Source organism: Shinella sp. H4-D48 (genome assembly GCF_022637395.1).
Lineage (GTDB): Bacteria > Pseudomonadota > Alphaproteobacteria > Rhizobiales > Rhizobiaceae > Shinella > Shinella sedimenti.
In genome coordinates this window covers 2,578,318-2,598,879 of the sequence record NZ_CP093337.1, presented here as the reverse complement: position 1 = coordinate 2,598,879, position 20,562 = coordinate 2,578,318, and the positions used below count along the sequence as shown (strand labels likewise).

Here is a 20,562-nt window from a genome sequence, read left to right as displayed (position 1 = left end):
AGGCTGACGCTCTCGGACAAAAGAACGGAAACATCATGTCGGTCATCGAGCATCACGAAACGGTTCCGGGCGGCGGCGAGGTCTACCTCTCCGAAGCGTCGCCGCGTGATTTCTTCGAGCTCCTGAAGCCGCGCGTCATGTCGCTCGTCGTCTTTACGGCCTTTGCGGGCCTCGTCGTCGCGCCCGGCTCGATCAATCCGGTCATCGGCGTCATCGCAATCCTCTGTATCGCCGTGGGTGCCGGTGCATCCGGTGCCCTGAACATGTGGTACGACGCCGATATCGATGCGGTCATGACCCGCACCGCCCAGCGTCCGATTCCGTCCGGCCGCATCCGGCCCGAAGAGGCGCTCGCCTTCGGCATGACGCTCTCGGCCTTTTCGGTCGGTATTCTCGGCCTGGTGGTCAACTGGCTCGCCGCCGGCTTGCTTGCCTTCACCATCTTTTTCTATGCCGTCGTCTATACGATGTGGCTCAAGCGCTCGACGCCGCAGAACATCGTCATCGGTGGCGCGGCCGGCGCCTTCCCTCCCATGATCGGCTGGGCCTGCGTCACCGGCGGCGTGTCCGTCGAGAGCGTCGTGCTCTTCCTCATCACCTTCCTGTGGACGCCGGCGCATTTCTGGGCGCTCGCGCTGTTCAAGATGCGCGACTACGAGGCCGTCGGCGTGCCGATGCTGCCTAACGTGTCCGGCGAGGCGACGACCAAGGTGCAGATCCTGATCTACGCCGTGCTGACCGCCGTTATCTCGGTCGTCCCGACCTTCCTCGGCTTTGCCAGCCTCGGCTACGGTCTCTTTGCCGCAGCGCTTGGCCTTGGCTTCGTGTGGTACTCCATCGGCGTGTTGCGCATGCCGGAGGGGGATCGCGCGATGGTGCCGGCCAAGAAGCTCTTTGCCTTCTCGCTTGTCTATTTGTTCGCGGTGTTCTCCGGCCTCATGCTTGACCACCTGATCGCGTCATTTGGATGGGTGCTGTAATGGAAACCGTAAAGCTCACCGATAGCCAGAAGAAGGCCCGCCGCGGCCGCAACCTCGCGCTCGGCGCCGTTCTTCTCGGCCTCGTCGTCCTGTTCTACATCGTCACGCTGATCAAGTTCGGCGGCGGGATGGCAGGCTGACCATGAGCGAACCGAAGAAGACCGAAAAGAGCGGAATGGGCAACGGCGCCGTCGTCGCCATGTGCTGTTCCTTCGTCATCGGCATGGGCGCGATGGCCTATGCCGCCGTGCCGCTTTACGAGATGTTCTGCAAGGTCACCGGTTACGGCGGCACGACGCAGCGCGTCGAGCAGGCCTCCGACGTCGTTCTCGATCAGAAGATCAAGGTCCGTTTCGACGCAAACGTCGCGCCGGGCCTGCCGTGGACCTTCACACCGGTCCAGCGCGAGATCGAGCTGAAGATCGGCGAGACCGTGCAGGTCTTCTACAAAGCCCGCAACAATTCTTCCAAGCCGGCGACCGGCCAGGCGACGTTCAACGTCACGCCGGAAGCGACCGGGGCCTATTTCAACAAGGTCCAGTGCTTCTGCTTCACCGAGACGACGCTGAAGCCCGGTGAGGAAATGGAAATGCCCGTCGTCTTCTTCGTCGATCCGGAGATCGTCAAGCCGGTGGAGACGAAGGGCGTCCACACGATCACGCTGTCCTATACCTTCTTTCCGCGAGAGGCGTCGAAGCCGGTGGCTGCGGCTGCGGACGTGAAGACGGGCGACGCGAATAACCTTTGAAAGACATGCGTTTCCGGCTATGCCGGGAACGGAACGCGATACATTCGGGGATAAGTCAAATGGCCGATGCGCATCAGAAGAAACACGACTACCACATCATCGACCCCAGCCCGTGGCCGCTGCTCGCATCCATCGGCGCCTTCGTCCTGGCGTTCGGCGGCATCGGTTACATGCGCTACCTGTCGGGCGGCGCATTCCACCTGTTCGGCCTGAACTTCGCCACGCCGTGGGTCTTCTACATCGGCCTGCTGATCACGCTCTACACCATGTATGCCTGGTGGGCCGACACGGTGAAGGAAGCGCATGAGGGGCACCATACCCGCGTCGTGTCGCTGCACCTGCGCTACGGCATGATCATGTTCATCGCTTCGGAAGTGATGTTCTTCGTCGCCTGGTTCTGGGCCTTCTTCGATGCCAGCCTGTTCCCCGGCGAAGCCATTCAGGCCGCCCGAGCGGAATATACCGGTGGCGTCTGGCCGCCGAAGGGCATCGAGGTTCTCGATCCCTGGCACCTGCCGCTCTACAACACCGTCATCCTGCTGCTCTCGGGCACCTGCGTGACCTGGGCGCACCACGCTCTGCTGCACAACGACCGCAAGGGCCTGATCAACGGCCTGGCGCTCACCGTTGCGCTCGGCGTGCTGTTCTCCTTCGTGCAGGCTTACGAATACGCTCACGCACCGTTCGCCTTCAAGGATTCCATCTACGGCGCGACCTTCTTCATGGCGACCGGCTTCCACGGTTTCCACGTTCTGGTCGGCACGATCTTCCTGATCGTCTGCCTCATTCGCGCCATGCGCGGCGACTTCACGCCGAAGCAGCATTTCGGCTTCGAGGCCGCCGCCTGGTACTGGCACTTCGTCGACGTTGTCTGGCTGTTCCTCTTCTTCTCCATCTACATCTGGGGTGGCTGGGGCGCACCGATCGCCCATATGTAAGCGCGACGACGAACAGACCTTCGAAACGGCCGCAGCGATGCGGCCGTTTTGCGTTGCGCCCTTTGTCGCGGACTTTCGATTGGACGCAGGTGGTGGCGGCGATATAGAACCGTCTTGACCGGCCGGCGGTTTATGCCGGTGGCAAGACACGGAAGCGATCATGGACGAGGACAAGGCACTTTACCCACCCGTGGAGCCCTTCAAGGCGGGCGCGCTGGGCTGCTGCCCGCGCTGCGGCCAAGGTAAGCTCTTCGACGGGCTTCTCAAGGTGAGGCCGGCCTGCTCGAATTGCGGCCTCGACTATTCCTTCGCCGATTCGGGTGATGGGCCGGTCGTCTTCGTCATCCTGATCGTCGGTTTCATCGTGGTCGGCGCAGCCCTGTGGACGGAGGTGAATATCAACCCGCCGCTCTGGGTGCATTTCATGCTGTGGATCCCGCTGGTGATCGTGCTGGGCCTTGCGGTAACGCGCATCCTCAAGGGACTGCTGATCGCACTGCAGTATCGCAATCGCGCCCGTCCCGGTGAGATCGACCGTGGCTGAAGTGCCCCCGCATTCCGTGCCAAGGGCCGGCAAGGGCAGAGCGATCCTGACGGGTGTCGCCTTCCTGGCGGCGCTTGCCATTCTTCTTTCGCTCGGCACCTGGCAGGTCGAGCGCCTGCAGTGGAAAGAGAAGCTTCTTGCCGATATCGCCGAACGTCGTGTCGCGCCTCCGGTGGTGCTTGATGAGATCGAGGCGATGGCGGCGCGGGGCGAGGATATCGAATATCGCCCCGTCACGGTTACGGGTGTTTTCGCCAACAACCGGGAACGGCATTTCTTCGCGACCTGGCGGGGCCAGACCGGCTACTATGTCTACACCCCGCTCCAGCTGGCGGATGGCCGGTTTCTCTTCGTCAACCGCGGTTTCGTGCCCTATGAGGCGAAGGAACCGGAAATGCGCAAGCAGGGGCAACTGACCGGCGAGCAGACGGTAACGGGCCTCGCCCGAGGGCGCCTTGCCGAAAAGCCGTCGGCCATCGTGCCGGAAAACGACCTCGCCAAGAACATCTTCTACTGGAAGGATCTCGACGCGATGGCGGCCAGCACCGGCATCGCGGCCGACAGGCTGGTCCCGTTCTTCATCGATGCCGGCGACGCGCCCAATCCAAAGGGCCTGCCGATCGGCGCCGTCACGCAGTTCGACCTGCCGAACAATCACCTGCAATATGCCCTCACATGGTATGGACTTGCCGCAGCGCTGGTAGGCGTGATGCTCTATGCGCGTTTCCGGCGAAAGGGCGATCGCCCGGAGGGCTGAACGCAGCCGGACGCGGGAACGAAAGGAAAAGCGCATGCAGATCCTCGCAACCCTTCTCGTGGCGCTCGTCGCCCTCGAGCACATCTATATCCTCGTGCTCGAAATGTTTCTCTGGACGACGCCGCGGGGCCTGAAAGCCTTCGGCATGACGCCGGCGCAAGCCGAAGCCACGAAGACGCTCGCCGCCAATCAGGGCCTCTATAACGGCTTCCTTGCCGCCGGCCTCGTCTGGTCGTTACTTCACCCCAATCCGGACGTCGCTTTCCAGCTCAAGCTGTTTTTCCTTGGCTGTGTGCTGGTGGCCGGCCTATATGGGGGCGCAACGGCCTCACGGAAAATTTTCGTCATCCAGGCGCTTCCTGCGGCCATCGCCCTTGTTGCTGTCCTCATTGCCGGATAACCGATACGCATGACCGAGAACCGACCGGACTTGACCATCAGGCTTTGCGGCCCGCGCGGCTTTTGCGCGGGTGTGGACCGTGCCATCCAGATCGTCGTGCTGGCGCTGAAGGCCTATGGCGCGCCCGTTTATGTGCGCCACGAGATCGTTCACAACCGCTATGTCGTGGAAGGCCTGGAAGCCAAGGGCGCGATCTTCGTGGAGGAACTCGACGAGATCCCGCCGGAACATCGCCAGCAGCCCGTGGTGTTTTCCGCTCATGGCGTGCCGAAATCCGTGCCAGCGGATGCCGAGGCGCGCAACCTCTTCTATCTCGATGCCACATGCCCGCTCGTGTCCAAGGTCCACAAGCAGGCCATGCGTCACCAGCGGCTCGGCCGTCATGTCGTGCTGATCGGCCATGCCGGCCACCCGGAAGTCATCGGCACGATGGGCCAGCTGCCGGAAGGCACGGTCGATCTGATCGAGACCGTCGAGGATGCCGACCGCTACACGCCGCCCGATCCCGACAACCTCGGCTTTGTTACCCAGACCACGCTGTCCGTCGATGACACCGCCGGCGTCATCAAACGTCTGCACGAGCGCTTCCCGAACCTCACGGCGCCGGCTGCCGATTCGATCTGCTACGCCACCACCAACCGGCAGGAAGCCGTGAAGCAGGCCGCGCCCGGCTGCGATCTCTTCCTCATCGTCGGTGCGCCGAATTCGTCGAACTCCAAGCGGCTCGTTGAAGTGGCGCTGAGGGCAGGGGCGACGAAGTCCGTGCTCGTTCAGCGCGCATCCGAGATCGACTGGGAGACGATCGGCGATATCCGCACGGTCGGCCTTTCGGCCGGCGCGTCCGCGCCCGAGGTCATCGTCAACGAGATCATCGAGGCATTCCGCGCTCGCTACAATGCGGTGGTGGAGCTTGCCGATACGGTGGAGGAAAACGAACACTTCCTCGTCAACCGCGAACTGCGCACAATCGAACTCACCACCGCCGACATGGCCTTCGTCAATGGGGAATAGGGCTGGTTGGCGTTCATTGCAGCGCGCGTCCCTCCGTTCTCTCCCGTCCTTTCTTCAAGCCTGAGACCCGCCGTGGCCGTCTATACCGATATCACCGAAGACGATCTTTCCAGCTTCCTGACTGCCTATGATGGCGGCACGCTTCTGTCCTACAAGGGCATCGCCGAAGGCGTGGAGAATTCCAACTTCCTGCTTCACACCACGAAGGGCCCCTTCATCCTGACGCTTTACGAAAAGCGCGTGGATCGGGACGACCTGCCGTTCTTCCTCGGCCTGATGCATCACCTGGCGGAGCGCGGGCTCTCCTGCCCGCTGCCGTTGCCGCGCAACGACGGCGCGCTGCTCGGGGAATTGTCCGGCCGTCCGGCCGCGATGATTTCCTTCCTGGAGGGCATGTGGCTGCGCAAGCCGGCCGCGCGGCATTGCCGTGAAGTCGGCCGGGCGCTGGCGAAGATGCATCTCGCCGCCGAAGGGTTTCAGATCCGGCGCGAGAACGCGCTTTCCGTCGAAGGCTGGCGACCGCTCTGGGACAAGTCCGCCGCGCGGGCCGATGAGGTCGAAACCGGGCTTCAGAAGGAAATCGGCCAGGAACTGCATTATCTGGAAGCGCACTGGCCGGATAATCTGCCTGACGGCGTCATTCACGCCGATCTGTTCCCCGACAATGTCTTCTTCATCGGCGACGATCTTTCCGGCCTGATCGACTTCTATTTCGCCTGCAACGACTACCTCGCCTACGATGTCGCCATCTGCCTGAACGCCTGGTGCTTCGAGAAGGACGGCTCCTACAATCTCACAAAGGGCATGGCGCTGCTCGACGGCTACGAGAGCGTTCGCCCGCTTTCCGACGACGAGGCGGCGGCGCTGCCGCTCCTGGCGCGCGGATCGGCGATGCGCTTCTTCCTGACCCGGCTCTACGACTGGCTGATGACCCCGGCCGGCGCCCTTGTTGTGAAGAAGGACCCGCTGGAATATCTGCGCAAGCTGCGCTTCCACCGCGCGGTCGAAAACCCTGTCGAATACGGTCTCTCCCGATGAAGCATGTCGATATTTTCACGGACGGCGCCTGTTCGGGCAATCCGGGCCCCGGCGGCTGGGGTGCGGTGCTGCGCTATGGCGAGGTCGAAAAGGAATTGAACGGTGGCGAGCCGGACACGACCAACAACCGCATGGAACTGATGGCCGCCACCAATGCGCTGACGGCGCTGAAGACACCTTGCGAGGTCGATCTCTACACGGACTCGAAATATGTCATGGACGGCATTTCCAAGTGGATTTTCGGCTGGAAGAAGAACGGCTGGAAGACCGCAGACAAGAAGCCGGTGAAGAACGGCGATCTCTGGCAGGCATTGGATGCAGCGCGATCACGCCACAAGGTCGAGTGGCACTGGGTCAAAGGCCATGCCGGCCACCCGGAAAACGAACGCGCCGACGAACTCGCCCGCAAGGGCATGGCGCCGTTCAAGCGTTCCTGATCCATCACGCAGCCGCCGAGGCGATCGCGACGAGCGAGAACCCGCCGAGCACGAGGGCAGCACCCTGATAGGCATGTTGCTTCAGCTGGCGCGGCAGGAGCGAGCCGCTGAGGATCCATAGGAGCCCCGCCGTCATCGACAGAGCGATATAGGTGGCGATCCAGACCGGCAGGTTCGCACCCGTGCCCGGTGGAATGAGCACCACACCGACGACCATCGCCTTGGGGTTAAGAATAGTCGTCAAGAGCACCCGCGCGAACGCGCGCCGGGGCGCCTCCGCCGTATCTGCGGTGCGCGTCCGCCAAAGCTGGATGGCGGAAAACAGCAGCCACGCGGCCGCGATCGTCTTCATCACGACAAGCCCGGCCGGCATGTGCGTTACCGATTGTGCGATGAGGGCGAAGAAGGTGACTGCGGCAGCGTAGCCCGCAGCCTCCGCCAGCACCAGTGCCGCACCGCGCCGCATGCCGAAGGCAGCGCCATAGGCGGCAAGCAACGTGTTTGTGGGGCCGGGTGTGAGAAGCAGGAACAGCGACGTGGTGATGAATGTCAGCGTGACCATGAAGAGGTGACCATGTACCGGGGTACGCCCGCCGGCGCGACCGGGTCACGCGCGGCAAGCGATATGCTGACGGCAGGCATAAAGGCGCCCGCATGCGGGCGCCTTGGCATGGATCAAAGCTGTTCGATCATTGCGGCGGCAGCCGAAACGGTTGCCTGGCCGGGGCTTTCCTCGACATTCAGCGTCTTCACCACGCCGTCGTCGACGAGCATGGAATAGCGCTTGGAGCGAACGCCGAGCGTGCCTGCGGAAAGATCGATATCCATGCCCAGCGCCTTTGTGAAGGCGGCATCCCAATCGGCGATGAAGCGCAGCTTGCCCGCACCACCCGTCGAGGTCGCCCACGCGCCCATGACGTGCAGGTCGTTGACAGCGACGACGACGATGTCATCGACGCCCTTGGCGAGGATCGCGTCGCGATTTTCCAGGTAGCCCGGCAGATGGTTCAGCGAGCAGGTGGGCGTGAAGGCGCCCGGAACAGCGAAGAGCACGATGCGCTTGCCGCCGAAAAGTTCGGCGGTCGAGACTTCGGCGGGACCGTCCGGCGTGCGCTCCTTGAGCTTGAGGTCGGGCAGCTTGTCTCCAACGGCAATGGTCACGGCGTCTCTCCTGTCTGTGTAATGGAAGCGGCCCGCAAGGGCCTGCCGCGGCACTATAGGGGAGGCTCATTCGATGGCAAGCGGGCTTTCCATCGTCCTGTCGCCCGCGCGTACCGTCAGCCGGATCGGGTCCTTGTCCAGATCGTAGACCTTCGGCTTGTTGAGCACCGGCACCTCCGCGACGAAGACGCCGCCCTCCCGGCGCACGGGACCTGCGGCGCCGAACTCGAAGGAGGACGAGCCGGACAGGAAGACATCCGGCAGCGGCCCGTCGGCAGGCGCTTCGAAACGCACGGAGATGCTCTTGTCGTCGGCAGCGAAACGGCCGGAGAGCGGCTTGAAGCCGTCGCCCGCGCCATGGGGAAGGCTGGCCTCGGCATCGGCGATCGCCACTTCCTCCAGCGGACTGGCGAAGGCCTCGCTGCTGGCATCCGCTGTCAGTTCGGCCTGCACGGGCACACAGATTTCCTTGCACACGCCGAGAAAGACCGTCGCGGTAATCGAGCCGCCGCCCGATTTTGCATCAAGTATCAGCGGCAGCCTGACAGGCGCATCGTAGCCCACGTAATGCGTCTCCTTGTCGCCCAGACGGCGCGGCGCCGGGAAGCCGATCGACTTGAGCTCCGCGCCGCTGATCGAAACCGAGGGAGGAATGCCGCTGCCGCCGGGATCGCGCCAATAGGTCTTCCAGCCGTCATGCAGGCGAATGTCGAGCATGGCGCGCACCGTGCCGTCGGCCGCGCGCGGCAGCGTCACGAGGCGCACGTCGCCGCCCGGCGTCTCGAACCAGGGCGAGCTGGCGGCAAGCGCCGGGGAGGCGACGGAAAGCAGAAGCAGGGCTGCGATTTTCAGGTGTTTCATGAGGCACATTTAACGCCGGCCAAAGTGGCTTTCCAGCGGCAAACGTAGGTGTGGCGATCATAATAGCTTGATCGGCGTGGCACTGCTATGCGCCCTGCGGCGGGCCGACCCATATCGCCGCCCTAAAAGAACACTTTTCATTTGATGGCGAATTGATAGGCTGGGTGCACTATGGCTATGTCGGTTCTGAAAAACAGACGCGAGCGCGGTTTCCTTGACGGTCAGTTCCTGATCGCCATGCCGGGTATGGCCGACGCAAATTTCGCCCGCACCGTGGTCTATATCTGCGCCCATTCCGATGACGGCGCGATGGGCTTCGTCATCAACCGGCCCCAGCAGCTCAGCTTCTCGGATGTGCTGCTGCATCTGGAAATCGCCGACGAGGACGAGTTGATCCGCATGCCCGGCGCCACGCGCGATTTCCCCATCCGCTGCGGCGGGCCGGTAGAGAGCGGCCGCGGCTTCGTGCTGCATTCCGACGATTACATGTCCGAATCGAGCATTCCCGTCAGCGATGACATCTGCCTGACGGCCACGCTCGATATCGTGCGCGCCATCTCGCATGGGCGAGGGCCCCAGCGCGGCCTGATGATGCTCGGTTACGCCGGCTGGGGGGCAGGACAGATCGAAAACGAGATCGGTGCGAACGGCTGGCTGACCTGCCCGGCGCACGAAGAACTCATCTTCGACACCAATCTCGACAGCAAGTACGAGCGGGCGCTCGCCCTTATGGGTATCACCCCAGCCATGCTGTCCACCGAGGCTGGCCACGCCTGAATCGTCGTCGAATTTTAGCCGGCCGCGGGAACTAGTTGAGACTATCCCCGTTTGTAGAACGCGCCGCTGACGGCGTCTCGAACAAAGGGATAATCGCAATGGGCAGCACGAGCGACAAGATCAAGGGTACGGCAAACGAGCTGACCGGCAAGGCCAAGCAGGCAGCCGGCAAGGCCACGGACAATCCGAAGCTGCGCGCCGAAGGTGCGGCTCAGGAAGGCAAGGGCAAGGCCCAGAAAACCGTGGGCAAGGCCAAGGATGCCGTCAAGGGCGCCGTCGACCGCATGTGATCCGACGGAATGGCGCGGCCATTCCATCATCGAATGATTTTAAGCCCGTGCCGGTTTCCCGGCGCGGGCCTTCTGTAAAAACCATCCCCCGGGATTGCCATGAAGCTCTTTACCTGCGCCACCTGCGGCCAGACCATCTATTTCGACAACCGGTTTTGCGTGCGCTGCGGTTCCGCGCTCGGTTTCCTGGCGCAGGATGTAACGCTCCATGCGCTGGTCCCGGCCGGAGATGCTATGTGGACCGTTGCAGGCCGCGACGGTGTCTTCCGCTTCTGCGACAACGCCGCCCATGACGTCTGCAACTGGCTCGTGCCCGCCGATGGTCCGCATGCCTTCTGCGAAGCCTGCCGCCACAACCGCATCGTGCCCACCACGGATCCGCAGGGGTTAGAGCGTTGGCGGCCTATCGGCGCAGCACAGCGCCATCTGTTCTATTCCATCCTGCGCTGGAACCTGCCGCGCCCGACCCGCGAGGAGGATCCCGCTGGCGGTCTCGTCTTCGATTTCCTGGCCGACGAAGTGGATATGAACGGCAATGTCGTCAGCGCGGCCATGACGGGCCATGAGGATGGCTTGATCAGCCTGCGGGCGGCGGAGGCCGACGATGCGGTGCGTGAGAGCGTGCGCGTTTCGATGGGCGAACCCTATCGCTCCCTGCTCGGCCATTTCCGCCACGAGATCGGCCATTTCTACTGGACGCAGCTGGTTCGCGACGAGGCTATGGTGGAGGAGGCGCGCCGCCTGTTTGGCGACGAGCGCGAGGATTATGCCGCCGCCCTCCAGCGCAACTATACGGAAGGCCCGCCGCCGGACTGGCCGCAGCACTTCATCAGTACCTATGCTGCCGCGCATCCCGCCGAAGATTTCGCAGAATGCTGGGCGCATTTCTTCCATATCGTCGATACGCTGGAGACGGCCCGCAGCTTCGGCCTCAACACCGATCCGAAGGGCCATGAGGAACTCGAGGCCGAAGTGACCTTCGATCCCTACCGCGCCGCTAATGCCGGGCGCCTCGTCGAATCCTGGATCCCGCTCAGTGTTGCTCTGAATGCCATCCAGCGTTCCATGGGACAGCCTGACAGCTACCCCTTCGTGCTGCCGCCGCCCGTAGTGGACAAGCTGGATTTCATCAACAGGCTGGTAAGAGGCGTCAGGCAATAGGAATTGGGCAATAGGGGACGGATTTCCCTACCGCTTAATTCCTGTCACGCCCGCTTCATCAGCGGAAACCGCTCCTTGAGCAGCCGCTGGACGGAATCGTAGCCGATCGGCGGGCCGAAGAGATAGCTCTGGCCGAACTCGCACCCCATATTGCCGAGTTCGATAGCATCCTCTTCCGACTCGATACCTTCCGCCACCACCTGCATTTCCAGCTCGCGCGCCATCGAGATGACGGAGCGCAGAAGCACGGTGCGCTTGTCGGAGCCGTCGCGCACCAGCGCCTTGTCGATCTTGATCGTGTCGAAGGGGAAACGGGTCAGGTAGGAAAGCGAGGAATGGCCGGTGCCGAAATCGTCGAGCGCCAGGCCAAGGCCGAGGTCGCGCAGCTTGTTGAGGATCAGGCGCGCCTGTTCCGGATTTTCCATCACGACGGATTCGGTGAGCTCCAGCTTGATCTTCTCGGGCTCGCAGCGGGTGCGGGCCAACGCGGCGCGCACATCGTTGTAGAGCTCGTTGTTGAGAAGCTGCGAGCTGGAGAGGTTGACCGAAACGAAGATCGGCAATTCGCCGGTGTGCAGCTGCCAGTCCATGAGGTCGCTCGCCGCCTTGTCGAAGGCGAAGAGACCGAGCTGGCCGATGAGGTCCGACGCCTCGGCGATGGGAATGAACTCCGCCGGCGAGATATTGCCCCGCTTGGGATGATCCCAGCGCATCAGTGCCTCGAAGCCGGCGATTTCCGCATCATGGAGGCGTACGATCGGCTGGTAGACGAGGGAGAGTTCCTTGCGCTCGATGGCACGGCGCAGGTCCGTCTCGATCTGAAGCCGGTCCGCGCCGAAGGTGCGGAAGGCGGGGCGGAAGGGCTCGACGCGGTTGCCGCCGGCTTTCTTGGCCCGGTACATGGCAAGCTCGGCGTCGTTGAGAAGCCCCGCGGCATCCTCCTGCTGGTCGACCCAGGAAACGAGGCCGATGGAGGCCGTCAGGATGATTTCCCGGCCGCCGAAATTGATCGGCACCATGATCGCCTTGCTCACGGCATCGGCGAAATCCGCCACCTTGGCCGGGTCGCGCTCCGACAAAAGGATGAGGCCGAACTGGTCGCCCGAGAGGCGTGCCAGCGTGTCCTGCGGCCGCAGCAGGCGGCGCAGGCGCCGCGTCAGCGCAATCAGGATATTGTCGCCAGCGGCGATGCCGAGCGCATCGTTGACCTGCTTGTAGCGGTCGATGTCGATGGTCATGACCGTGGGTCGCACTGTTTCCGAGCTTGCCGTCAGCGAAAGCATCGCCTGAAGGCGGTCGAGGAAAACCTGGCGGTTCGGCAGGCCCGTAAGGTTGTCGTGCAGCGCGTCCTGCAGCAGCCGGTCGACGGAGTTGCGCTGCTCCGTGATGTCGATGATCGTGCCCACACAGCGGATGATCTCGCCGTTTGCGCCGAGCACCGGCCGGGCGCGGATCGAAAGCCAGTGGTAGTGACCGTCTTCGGCGCGCACGCGGAACTGATGGTTGAGCCGGCCCCGGCGGTGCTCCAGCAGCACGTCGAGCGTGGCGCGGAAGCGGTCGCGGTCATCGGGATGCAGGCGCGGTAGCCAGTTGCGGGCGGGACCGTGCATGACACCGGGCGCAAGGCCGAGCTGGATGGAGATGTCGGGAATGGTCACGACGCGGTCGCGCGCCACGTCCCAGTCCCAGACCGTATCACCCGAGCCCGTCAGCGCCAGCGACTGGCGCTCGAGATCGGAGAACAGGCCCTGGCTGTAGGCGCCGCCGGCAAAGGCGTGCTGCATGACCGTGAAGCCGATGAGCAGCACGATGAGAACGAGCCCACCACCGAGCGCCGGCTGGATGATGTCGTTGTTGAGCTGGCCGGTGACCGTGAGCCACGCGCCGAACAGCCAGACGAGGATCAGCGCCCAGGCCGGCACGAGCAGGATGGCGCGGTCGTATCGGTTGAAGCCGAGATAGGCGATGAGCACGATGCCTACCGTTCCCGTCAGCGCGAAGGACAGGCGCGCAATGCCGGCGGCAATCGGTGGATCGTAGATTGCCACGCCGAAGAGCAGGCCAAGTCCCAGGATCCAGGCAAGCGTCGCGTAGGACAGATGGGCATGCCAGCGATTGAGGTTCAGATAGGTGAAAAGGAAGACCACGAGGCCGGCGGCAAGAAACACCTCCGTTCCCGCGCGCCATATGCGCTCGTCACCGGCAGTGATGCTGATGAGCTTCGACAGAAAGCCGAAATCCACACAGATGTAGCCGAGCACCGCCCAGGCGAGCGCGGCCGTCGCCGGCAACATGGAGGTGCCCTTCACCACGAAGAGGATCGTCAGGAAGACGGCGAGGAGGCCCGCAATGCCGAGCACGATGCCGCGATAGAGCGTGAAGGCGTTGACCGTATCCTTGTAGGCATCCGGCGCCCAGAGATAGATCTGCGGCAGGTCCGGCGTCGCAAGCTCGGCGACGAAGGTCACGACGGAGCCGGGATCGAGCGTGATGCGGAAGACGTCCGCCTCGTCGCTCGGCTGGCGGTCCAGCGCAAAGCCCTGGCTCGGCGTGATGGAGATGATGCGCTTGGCGCCGAGGTCGGGCCAGAACAGCTTGGATTGCACGAGGCGGAAATGCGGGGCGACGATCAGGCGGTCGATCTGTTCGTCGGAAACATTGGCGAGCGCGAAGACGGCCCAGTCGCCCTGATGCGTATCGGAAGTCGCCCGCACCTCGATGCGTCGCACGATGCCGTCGGTGCCGGGTGCGGTGGAAACCTGGAAGGCTTCGCCCCGGCCCGTATAGATTTCCGTCGTGGCAGTCAGGTCAAGAGCGGTGTCGTCACGCGAAATCCGCACGGGCTCGACAGCAAACGCCTGCCCGGCGAGCGAGGCGAACAGCACCATCGCCGCCAGCAGGATGAGGTATGAGGACCGGCTGGCACGCAGCGCGAGCGGCACGATTGAAGACGTCATTGAAAGCGCATTGTCCTTAGGTACTTGCCCAGTCCTGTCGCGCCCGGTGTCGCTCAGGGCCGCCCGTCGGCGGCCAGGAGCGAGAACATCACATGGTCGCGCCACTGCCCGTTTATCTTCAGATACTCCCGAAGGTAGCCTTCCCGCTGAAAGCCGGCCTTTTCAAGGAGGCGAATGCTTCTCGTATTGTCTGGAATACAGGCTGCCTCGATACGGTGCAACTGAAGGCTCGAAAAGATATAGGGAATGGCGAGCTTGAGCGCGCCGAACATGTGGCCCTTTCCGGCATGGCGCGCGCCCATCCAGTAGCCGATCATGCAGCATTGCGCCGCCCCGCGCCTGATATAGCCGACGGTCAGTCCGCCCAGCAGGGCATTGTCCACGCGCGAAAAGACGAGCAGCGGAACGGCCTGGCCAGAGGAAAATTCCTGTTCATTGCGGATGATGCGTGCGCGAAAGGCGCTCTCGGTCAGCTCGTCGCCGCGCCATGTCGGCTCCCACGGTTCGAGGAACGCGCGGCTTTCGGAGCGCAACGCATACCATTGCCGATAATCCTGAAAGCGGGGGAGGCGAAGGAGGTAGCCGTCGCCGGCAAGCTCGACCGTGTCGGACTGCCGGGACAGAAACCGAAAAACCGACCTCGTCATGCAGCCCTCCGCGCGCGCCGACTGGTGGCGCGCATTCGCACGAGACTATGACGATAGCGTTACCGGCGTCAAATGCTGTTGACAGTCGGCCGGCCGCGGGACGGTCTGATTTTGCGTGCTATGCAGGATTTGCATGCCTGTGCTGAAAGCATGTGCATTTAAAGTAGGCATGGGAGAGGCTATATTTTCATCAACACAAAGGAGAGATGAACATGAACCTTTTCGCAAAGCTCAAGAAGAATGTTGCCGACCGCCGCGCCATCCGCGAACTCGGTGCCCTCGATGACCGCACCCTGCAGGACCTCGGCCTGACGCGCTCGAACATCCGCGCTGCCGTCAAGGGCGCAAGCGACCTCATCTGATACGGACTGCGGCACGCGCCGCGTCCCGTCTGACCGCCGGAACGCACCTCCAGGTTCCGGCCCATAACCCGCCCGCAAGGCGGGTTTTGTTATGGAATAAACCTCCGCCGGAGGTGGCGCAGATGGCCTGCTCAGGCGCTTCGGTTCGCTCTAGGCCGCTCAGCTGGCCGGTTTATCGAGAACGAAATAGGCGTAGCGCTCATCGTCGATGAGATTGTCCTTGGGACGAAGCGAGATCGACACCGGTATGAAGCCGGCGCGTTCGGTCCTGTGCCAGAAGTCGTCGATGCAATAGGTCGTCATGTTGGCGAGGTTCCGGCGGTATCCCCATTTGCGGGATTTCGTCTTCCGGTCGGCCGTCTCGTATTTTATCTGGATGATCGCGGTCCCGCCGGGCCGCAGCACCCGGTTGGCGATGTCGAGGATGCGCTGGCCGTGCTCCTGTGAGGGGAGAAGCTCGAAAACGTAGGTGCAGAGAAAAACGTCCGCCGTCCCCGCCAAGGCGTCGGCGGCAGCCTCGGGATCGGAGACATCGGTGAGCACAGGCTGAAAGTTCTCCTGCCCCATGCTGCGCAGCACGACGCCGCATTCGTCCAGCGTGGCCTGTGAGATGTCCACCCCGACGAAGCTTTCGGTCATGGGCGCGAAATGCACCGCATTCGCGCCGCCGCCGCACCCCCATTCGACGACGCGCCCAACCGGCAGACTTCGACCGCGGATGGTCAGGTGGTCGAGCATGAGCTTGAGATGCGGTTTTCCGAGCTCCAGCCAGACGCGTTCCGGCAAGCCTTCGCCGCCTTTCCAGTGGGAGTTGGAGTGGAACGCTCGCTGGTTCACATCACTCCAGTATTTCTGGGACTCGTGCGCACGGCTACGCTCTGATTGCTGCACCGGCATGTGCTCGAGCAACGTATAGCCAGCGTATCGAAGCAGGTTTTTCGCGACTGCTCTCATCGACGTCTCCCCGCCGGGCGCAAAAGACCCGGTCGGGATACCATCGCTGCGATCGACTGGAAAAAACATCCACCGAAAGACGGAGGACGCGTCGGCTTTATGGCGTATGCGCGGACTTCGAAGGGCCGCTTAACTTGCGACCCGGTCCGGCACGCTGTCACGCGCAAGCGAGCGCGTTATGTCGGCGGCCGGCACGAGGTGGTCGAGCGGACCGATGGCCGAAATGGTCGGCACGGTGTCGAAGAACAGGCGTCCGGCAAGGTCCGTCAGGCGCTCGATGGTGATGCCTTCAAGGCGCTCCATCAACTCCTCGTTCGGGATCGGTCGACCGTACAGCATCATCTGGCGGGCGATCTGGCCGGCGCGGGCCGCAGGGCTTTCCTGACCCATGAGCAGCTGGGCGCGAATCTGCGCGCGGGCACGCTCGATCTCCTGCTGTTCGATGATATCGGAGGACTTCTTCAATTCGTCGAAGATGACGGGCATCAGCTCGGGCAGGTTCTCGCCGCCCGTCGCGGCATGAATGCCGAAGATGCCGGTGTCGGAAAAGCCCCAGTGGAAGGCATAGATCGAATAACAGAGGCCGCGATGCTCGCGAACTTCCTGGAAGAGGCGCGAGGACATGCCGCCGCCGAGGATATTGGCGAGGATCTGCGAGCAGTAGAAGTCGCGCGCATGATAGGCCTTGCCCTCGAAGCCGAGCAGCACCTGGGCATCCATCAGGTCGCGCGTTTCGCGAATGTCGCCGCCGGTGTAGCGGGCGGGTTCGAAGACCGGCGAGATTTTCGGCGCCGTCGGCAGGCTGGAAAAGCGCTCCTCGACCTGGCGCACGAATTCGTCGTGCTTCACGGCGCCGGCCGCAACGACGAACATGCGGTCCGTCGTGTAGTTGCGGTCGAGATAGCTGCGGATCTCGCCGGGCGTGAAGGAGAGAACGGTATCCGGCGTGCCGAGAATGGCGCGGCCGATGATCTGATCGCGATAGGCGACCTCGGAGAACTTGTCGAAGACCACGTCGTCGGGTGTGTCGTTCGCCGCGCCGATTTCCTGCAGGATGACGTGCTTTTCGCGGCGAAGCTCCTCCTCGTCGAAGACGGATTCCGTCAGGATGTCGGCGAGGATATCGACCGCGAGCGGAACGTGGTCCTTCAGTACGCGGGCATAGTAGGAGGTCGTTTCGGTCGAGGTGGCGGCGTTGACCTCGCCGCCGACATTTTCGATCTCCTCGGCGATCTGGCGGGCCGAGCGGCGCTGCGTGCCCTTGAAGGCCATATGTTCAAGAAGGTGGGCGATGCCGTGCTCGTCCGTGGTTTCATTGCGTGATCCGGATTTGATCCACACGCCGAGAGCGACGCTCTCGAGATGGGGCATTGACTCGGTCACCACGGTCAACCCGGATGTAAGCCGGGTGCACTCAACTCTCATCATGCGCACTTTCTGCGTTCAGTCCCGCGCCCGCGTATGTTTGCCGATGTAGTCTTCCACCGCATCGAGCTCAGCACCGAGCACGTCGAACCGCTCTTCCCTTTGCATCAGGTCAGCAAGCCACGACGGAAGCGCCGGGTCAATACCACTCGCCGATTTTACTGCGGCAGGGAATTTTGCCGGATGCGCGGTGGCAAGCGTTACCATCGGCGAACCGGGCTTTTCATGCTTTGCGGCAACAAACACGCCGATCGCCGAATGAGGATCGAGCAGATAGCCGGTCTCGGCCAGCGTGGTCTTGATGGTTTTCGCCACGTCTTTTTCGGTGGCGCGGCCGGCGCGGAACTTCTTGCGGATCGTCTTCAGCGCCTTGTCTTCGATCTCGAAAGCGTTGGATTGCTTGAGGCTTTCCATGGCGCGGCGCACCGCGCCCGCATCGCGGTCGAGGGCTTCGAACAGCAGGCGCTCGAAGTTGGAGGAAATCTGGATGTCCATGGAAGGCGAGGTGGTGGCCTTCACGCCTTTGATCTCGTAGCGCCCGGTCTTCAGCGTGCGGGCGAGAATGTCGTTCTCGTTGGTGGCAATGACCAGCTTGTCGATCGGCAGGCCCATGCGCTTTGCCGCATAGCCGGCGAAGATGTCGCCGAAATTGCCGGTCGGCACGGTAAACGAGATCTTCCGGTCCGGGCCGCCCAGCGCGACGGCGGTCGTGAAGTAATAGACGATCTGGGCCATGATGCGCGCCCAGTTGATCGAGTTGACGCCGGACAGTTTCACGCTGTCGCGGAACTTGCCGTCGTTGAACATCGCCTTCACGAGGTTTTGGCAGTCGTCGAAATTGCCCTTTATCGCCAGCGCGTGGACGTTCTTTTCCGTGGAGGTCGTCATCTGGCGCTGCTGCACCGGCGAGACCTTGCCTTCCGGGAACAGAATGAAGATGTCGGTGCGCTCGCGCCCGGCAAAGGCATCGATTGCCGCGCCGCCCGTATCGCCCGATGTCGCGCCGACGATGGTCGCGCGCTGGCCGCGGGTGGCCAGCGCATGGTCCATCAGCCGCGCGAGCAGCTGCATGGCCACGTCCTTGAACGCGAGCGTCGTGCCGTGGAAGAGTTCCAGCACGAAGGCGTTGGGGCCGGTCTGGATCACAGGTGCGATGGCCGGATGGCGGAACGTGGCATAGGCCTCGTCGATCATCGCCCGGAATTTGTCGGCGGGGATATCGCCCTCCACGAAGGGCGAGAGGACGGTGAAGGCGATGTCCTGATAGGACTTGCCGCGCAGCGCCCGGATGTCCTTCTTCGAGAAAGTGGGCCATTCGCGCGGGACATAGAGCCCGCCGTCACGGGCAAGGCCCGCCAGGAGCGCATCCGAGAAACCGAGGGAAGGGGCCTCGCCCCGCGTCGAAACATAATCCACGTTCACACGTCCTTGGAATGGTTGGGCTGCAAGGCGTTGCCTGCGGCCGTTCGTGACGATGCCGTTCTGTGCGGCCCACCGATGGCGGACCTTTCGAAATTCTGCGGGCGATTTCATTCGACAATCGATTTTTCCCCGCGCCGCTGCTATAGACCATCGCCTGGGGTCGTGAAAAGGCCCGTAAAACGAGTTCCGAAAGGCTTGGACGCCGGAGGCGGGGCCTGATCGCAGGGGTAGACGTAACGTGTTTGGAATGACAATCCGCCGCTTTCTCGGCATCACCCTTCTTGCCACCGTCGCCGGTTGCAGCCAGTCAGACAAGCCTGTCAATCTCGGCGTGACCAGCGATCCGTCCGGCATCGAGACCGCGACGCAGCAGCAGACTCAGGTCGCCGTCATCCAGGGATCGTGCCCGCAGGTCTATCTGCAGGACGGCACGGCCGTTCTCCAGCGTTACGCCAGGGGCGCCAAGGACGATCCGCAGAACCTCGCCTATCAGGTGACGCTTGCCGACACGACGCGCCAGTGTGTGATCAATTCCAGCCAGCTCTCCATCACGGTCATGGTGCAGGGCCGTATCGTCGTCGGCCCGGCCGGCGCCTCGGGCACCGTGAACGTGCCGATCCGCGTTTCCGTGCTCGATGGCACCAACACGCTTTACACCCAGCTGGTGCAGTACCCGGTCACCGTACCGGCCGATGGCACGGCGGGTCAGTTTATCTTCAAGCAGGACAATATCGCCGTTCCCGGCGGTTCGGGCGGCTTCACGAAGGTCTATGTCGGCTTCGAGGACGGCCCGGCGAAGAAGCGCAAGTAAGCCCCTTCCCAGATATGAAAAAGGCCGCGGTCGATCATGCCCGCGGCCTTTTTGTTTCCGGTTATCCGTGGCGTCAGATCGCCTCGCTCCATTCGGCAAGTGCGGCGATGACGTCGGGCAGCTCCGTCATGCGGGCAATCACGGTTTCCGCGCCGGCTTCCGTCAGGCGGTCGGCATGGGAGGGATAGGTGTGCGAGGCGCCGGTGAAGCCGACGACGCGCATGCCGGCGGCGCGCGCGCCCGAAATGCCATGCACCGAATCCTCGACGACCAGCGTGCGCGCCGGATCGGCGCCGAACTGCTTTGCGCCATGCAGGAAGATGTCCGGCTTAGGCTTCACCCGGTCCGGCCCGAGGTCCTTTGCCGAATAGATATAGGGGCCGAAGACCGGCTTGAGACCGACCTTGGTCAGCATCATGTCGAGCCGGTGCGAGGACGAGTTCGAACAGATGCAATAGGGCTTGCGGATGCGCGACAGCATCTGCTTCACGCCGTCGATGACCTTCACCTCGCTTGCCAGGCGCGCATCGAGCAGCTTTTCCGACTTGTCGAGCAGCGATGCGGAAAGTGGAATAGCGGCCTCGCGCTCGATGGCCAGCAGGATGTTCTGCCAGGTCATGCCGGCAAAGCGCTCGCCCATCTCTTCGACGCTGATCGGATAACCCGCCTCCGTCAGCAGGCGGGATTCCACTTCCGCGGCGATGATTTCCGAATCGACCAGGACGCCGTCGCAGTCGAAGATGATGAGGTCGAAACCTTCCATGATGGGCTGTCTTTCAAACTGGCGGCGCCGGCAGGCGCATCACGCCTTGCTTGCCGAAACCGGGAAAAGATTGGAGGAGGCGGGCAGGCCCGCGCAGCTGCGGCATCCCTACACGAAA

23 protein-coding genes and 1 pseudogene are annotated in these 20,562 nt (G+C 63.1%); 15 read left to right on the top strand and 9 right to left on the bottom strand.

Features of this window, described 5'->3' with window-relative positions; all coding sequences use genetic code 11:
* Positions 1-35: 35 nt before the first annotated feature.
* From MNR02_RS12825 to rnhA, 10 genes and pseudogenes are all read left to right on the top strand, one after another.
* Positions 36-982: pseudogene (locus MNR02_RS12825) on the top strand (heme o synthase); the annotation flags it as partial.
* Positions 980-1,120 (top strand): hypothetical protein, encoded by a 141-nt coding sequence (locus tag MNR02_RS12820; RefSeq protein ID WP_134648879.1) that lies wholly within the window; start codon positions 980-982, stop codon positions 1,118-1,120. The pseudogene MNR02_RS12825 and the gene MNR02_RS12820, both read left to right, overlap by 3 nt.
* A 2-nt stretch (positions 1,121-1,122) precedes the next feature.
* Positions 1,123-1,728: a cytochrome c oxidase assembly protein gene (locus MNR02_RS12815; protein WP_241604683.1), complete on the top strand. Its 606-nt coding sequence runs from the start codon at positions 1,123-1,125 to the stop codon at positions 1,726-1,728.
* A 59-nt stretch (positions 1,729-1,787) separates the two neighbouring features.
* Positions 1,788-2,666, top strand: coding sequence for a cytochrome c oxidase subunit 3 (locus tag MNR02_RS12810; protein WP_134648877.1), 879 nt, complete (start codon positions 1,788-1,790; stop codon positions 2,664-2,666).
* A gap of 160 nt (positions 2,667-2,826) precedes the next feature.
* Positions 2,827-3,210, top strand: coding sequence for a DUF983 domain-containing protein (locus MNR02_RS12805; protein WP_241947053.1), 384 nt, complete (start codon positions 2,827-2,829; stop codon positions 3,208-3,210).
* Between the two features lies 1 nt (position 3,211).
* A complete protein-coding gene (locus MNR02_RS12800; protein ID WP_371746748.1) occupies positions 3,212-3,967 on the top strand; it encodes an SURF1 family protein in 756 nt (251 codons plus the stop codon).
* A gap of 34 nt (positions 3,968-4,001) precedes the next feature.
* Positions 4,002-4,367 (top strand): DUF1304 domain-containing protein, encoded by a 366-nt coding sequence (locus MNR02_RS12795; protein WP_241947051.1) that lies wholly within the window; start codon positions 4,002-4,004, stop codon positions 4,365-4,367.
* A gap of 9 nt (positions 4,368-4,376) precedes the next feature.
* The gene (ispH, locus tag MNR02_RS12790; protein WP_241947050.1) at positions 4,377-5,378 is read left to right on the top strand and encodes a 4-hydroxy-3-methylbut-2-enyl diphosphate reductase; all 1,002 of its coding nucleotides are present in this window, start codon (positions 4,377-4,379) and stop codon (positions 5,376-5,378) included.
* A 72-nt stretch (positions 5,379-5,450) separates the two neighbouring features.
* Positions 5,451-6,416 carry a homoserine kinase gene (locus MNR02_RS12785; protein ID WP_241947049.1) on the top strand — a complete coding sequence of 322 codons (966 nt, stop codon included), beginning with the start codon at positions 5,451-5,453 and terminating at the stop codon, positions 6,414-6,416.
* Positions 6,413-6,853, top strand: coding sequence for a ribonuclease HI (gene rnhA / locus MNR02_RS12780; protein ID WP_241947048.1), 441 nt, complete (start codon positions 6,413-6,415; stop codon positions 6,851-6,853). The genes MNR02_RS12785 and rnhA overlap by 4 nt, the downstream gene beginning before the upstream one ends.
* Before the next feature lie 4 nt (positions 6,854-6,857).
* Here the strand turns inward: rnhA and MNR02_RS12775 are convergent, their stop codons facing one another.
* The 3 genes from MNR02_RS12775 to MNR02_RS12765 form a co-directional block, all read right to left on the bottom strand.
* The gene (locus tag MNR02_RS12775; RefSeq protein WP_241947047.1) at positions 6,858-7,415 is read right to left on the bottom strand and encodes a LysE family translocator; all 558 of its coding nucleotides are present in this window, start codon (positions 7,413-7,415) and stop codon (positions 6,858-6,860) included.
* A gap of 113 nt (positions 7,416-7,528) precedes the next feature.
* On the bottom strand, positions 7,529-8,014 hold the full coding sequence (locus tag MNR02_RS12770; protein WP_241604668.1) for a peroxiredoxin: 486 nt from the start codon (positions 8,012-8,014) through the stop codon (positions 7,529-7,531).
* Positions 8,015-8,080: 66 nt separating this feature from the next.
* Positions 8,081-8,875 (bottom strand): protein-disulfide reductase DsbD domain-containing protein, encoded by a 795-nt coding sequence (locus MNR02_RS12765; RefSeq protein ID WP_241947046.1) that lies wholly within the window; start codon positions 8,873-8,875, stop codon positions 8,081-8,083.
* Positions 8,876-9,046: 171 nt separating this feature from the next.
* Between MNR02_RS12765 and MNR02_RS12760 the strand changes: the two genes are divergently transcribed.
* The 3 genes from MNR02_RS12760 (at position 9,047) to MNR02_RS12750 (ending at position 11,103) form a co-directional block, all read left to right on the top strand.
* Positions 9,047-9,652: a YqgE/AlgH family protein gene (locus MNR02_RS12760; protein WP_241947045.1), complete on the top strand. Its 606-nt coding sequence runs from the start codon at positions 9,047-9,049 to the stop codon at positions 9,650-9,652.
* A gap of 98 nt (positions 9,653-9,750) precedes the next feature.
* Positions 9,751-9,942 (top strand): CsbD family protein, encoded by a 192-nt coding sequence (locus MNR02_RS12755; protein WP_160870771.1) that lies wholly within the window; start codon positions 9,751-9,753, stop codon positions 9,940-9,942.
* 99 nt (positions 9,943-10,041) lie between these two features.
* A complete protein-coding gene (locus MNR02_RS12750; protein WP_241947044.1) occupies positions 10,042-11,103 on the top strand; it encodes a putative zinc-binding metallopeptidase in 1,062 nt (353 codons plus the stop codon).
* Between the two features lie 44 nt (positions 11,104-11,147).
* Here MNR02_RS12750 and MNR02_RS12745 read toward each other — a convergent pair whose 3' ends face one another.
* Positions 11,148-13,991 carry an EAL domain-containing protein gene (locus MNR02_RS12745; protein WP_371746747.1) on the bottom strand — a complete coding sequence of 948 codons (2,844 nt, stop codon included), beginning with the start codon at positions 13,989-13,991 and terminating at the stop codon, positions 11,148-11,150.
* A gap of 122 nt (positions 13,992-14,113) precedes the next feature.
* Positions 14,114-14,707: a GNAT family N-acetyltransferase gene (locus tag MNR02_RS12740; protein WP_241947042.1), complete on the bottom strand. Its 594-nt coding sequence runs from the start codon at positions 14,705-14,707 to the stop codon at positions 14,114-14,116.
* Between the two features lie 212 nt (positions 14,708-14,919).
* On the opposite strand from MNR02_RS12740, the gene MNR02_RS12735 reads away from it, so the two are divergent.
* On the top strand, positions 14,920-15,069 hold the full coding sequence (locus MNR02_RS12735; RefSeq protein WP_241604655.1) for a DUF1127 domain-containing protein: 150 nt from the start codon (positions 14,920-14,922) through the stop codon (positions 15,067-15,069).
* Between the two features lie 159 nt (positions 15,070-15,228).
* On the opposite strand, the gene MNR02_RS12730 is transcribed toward MNR02_RS12735, so the two are convergent.
* The 3 genes from MNR02_RS12730 to thrC form a co-directional block, all read right to left on the bottom strand.
* The gene (locus MNR02_RS12730) at positions 15,229-16,023 is read right to left on the bottom strand and encodes a bifunctional 2-polyprenyl-6-hydroxyphenol methylase/3-demethylubiquinol 3-O-methyltransferase UbiG (protein WP_241947041.1); all 795 of its coding nucleotides are present in this window, start codon (positions 16,021-16,023) and stop codon (positions 15,229-15,231) included.
* A gap of 129 nt (positions 16,024-16,152) precedes the next feature.
* A complete protein-coding gene (locus MNR02_RS12725; RefSeq protein ID WP_241947040.1) occupies positions 16,153-17,451 on the bottom strand; it encodes a pitrilysin family protein in 1,299 nt (432 codons plus the stop codon).
* Positions 17,452-17,466: 15 nt separating this feature from the next.
* Positions 17,467-18,864: a threonine synthase gene (gene thrC, locus MNR02_RS12720; protein WP_241947039.1), complete on the bottom strand. Its 1,398-nt coding sequence runs from the start codon at positions 18,862-18,864 to the stop codon at positions 17,467-17,469.
* 253 nt (positions 18,865-19,117) lie between these two features.
* Between thrC and MNR02_RS12715 the strand changes: the two genes are divergently transcribed.
* A complete protein-coding gene (locus tag MNR02_RS12715; RefSeq protein ID WP_241605021.1) occupies positions 19,118-19,681 on the top strand; it encodes a hypothetical protein in 564 nt (187 codons plus the stop codon).
* A 73-nt stretch (positions 19,682-19,754) separates the two neighbouring features.
* On the opposite strand, the gene MNR02_RS12710 is transcribed toward MNR02_RS12715, so the two are convergent.
* Positions 19,755-20,444 (bottom strand): HAD family hydrolase, encoded by a 690-nt coding sequence (locus MNR02_RS12710; protein ID WP_241604646.1) that lies wholly within the window; start codon positions 20,442-20,444, stop codon positions 19,755-19,757.
* Between the last annotated feature and the right edge of the window lie 118 nt (positions 20,445-20,562).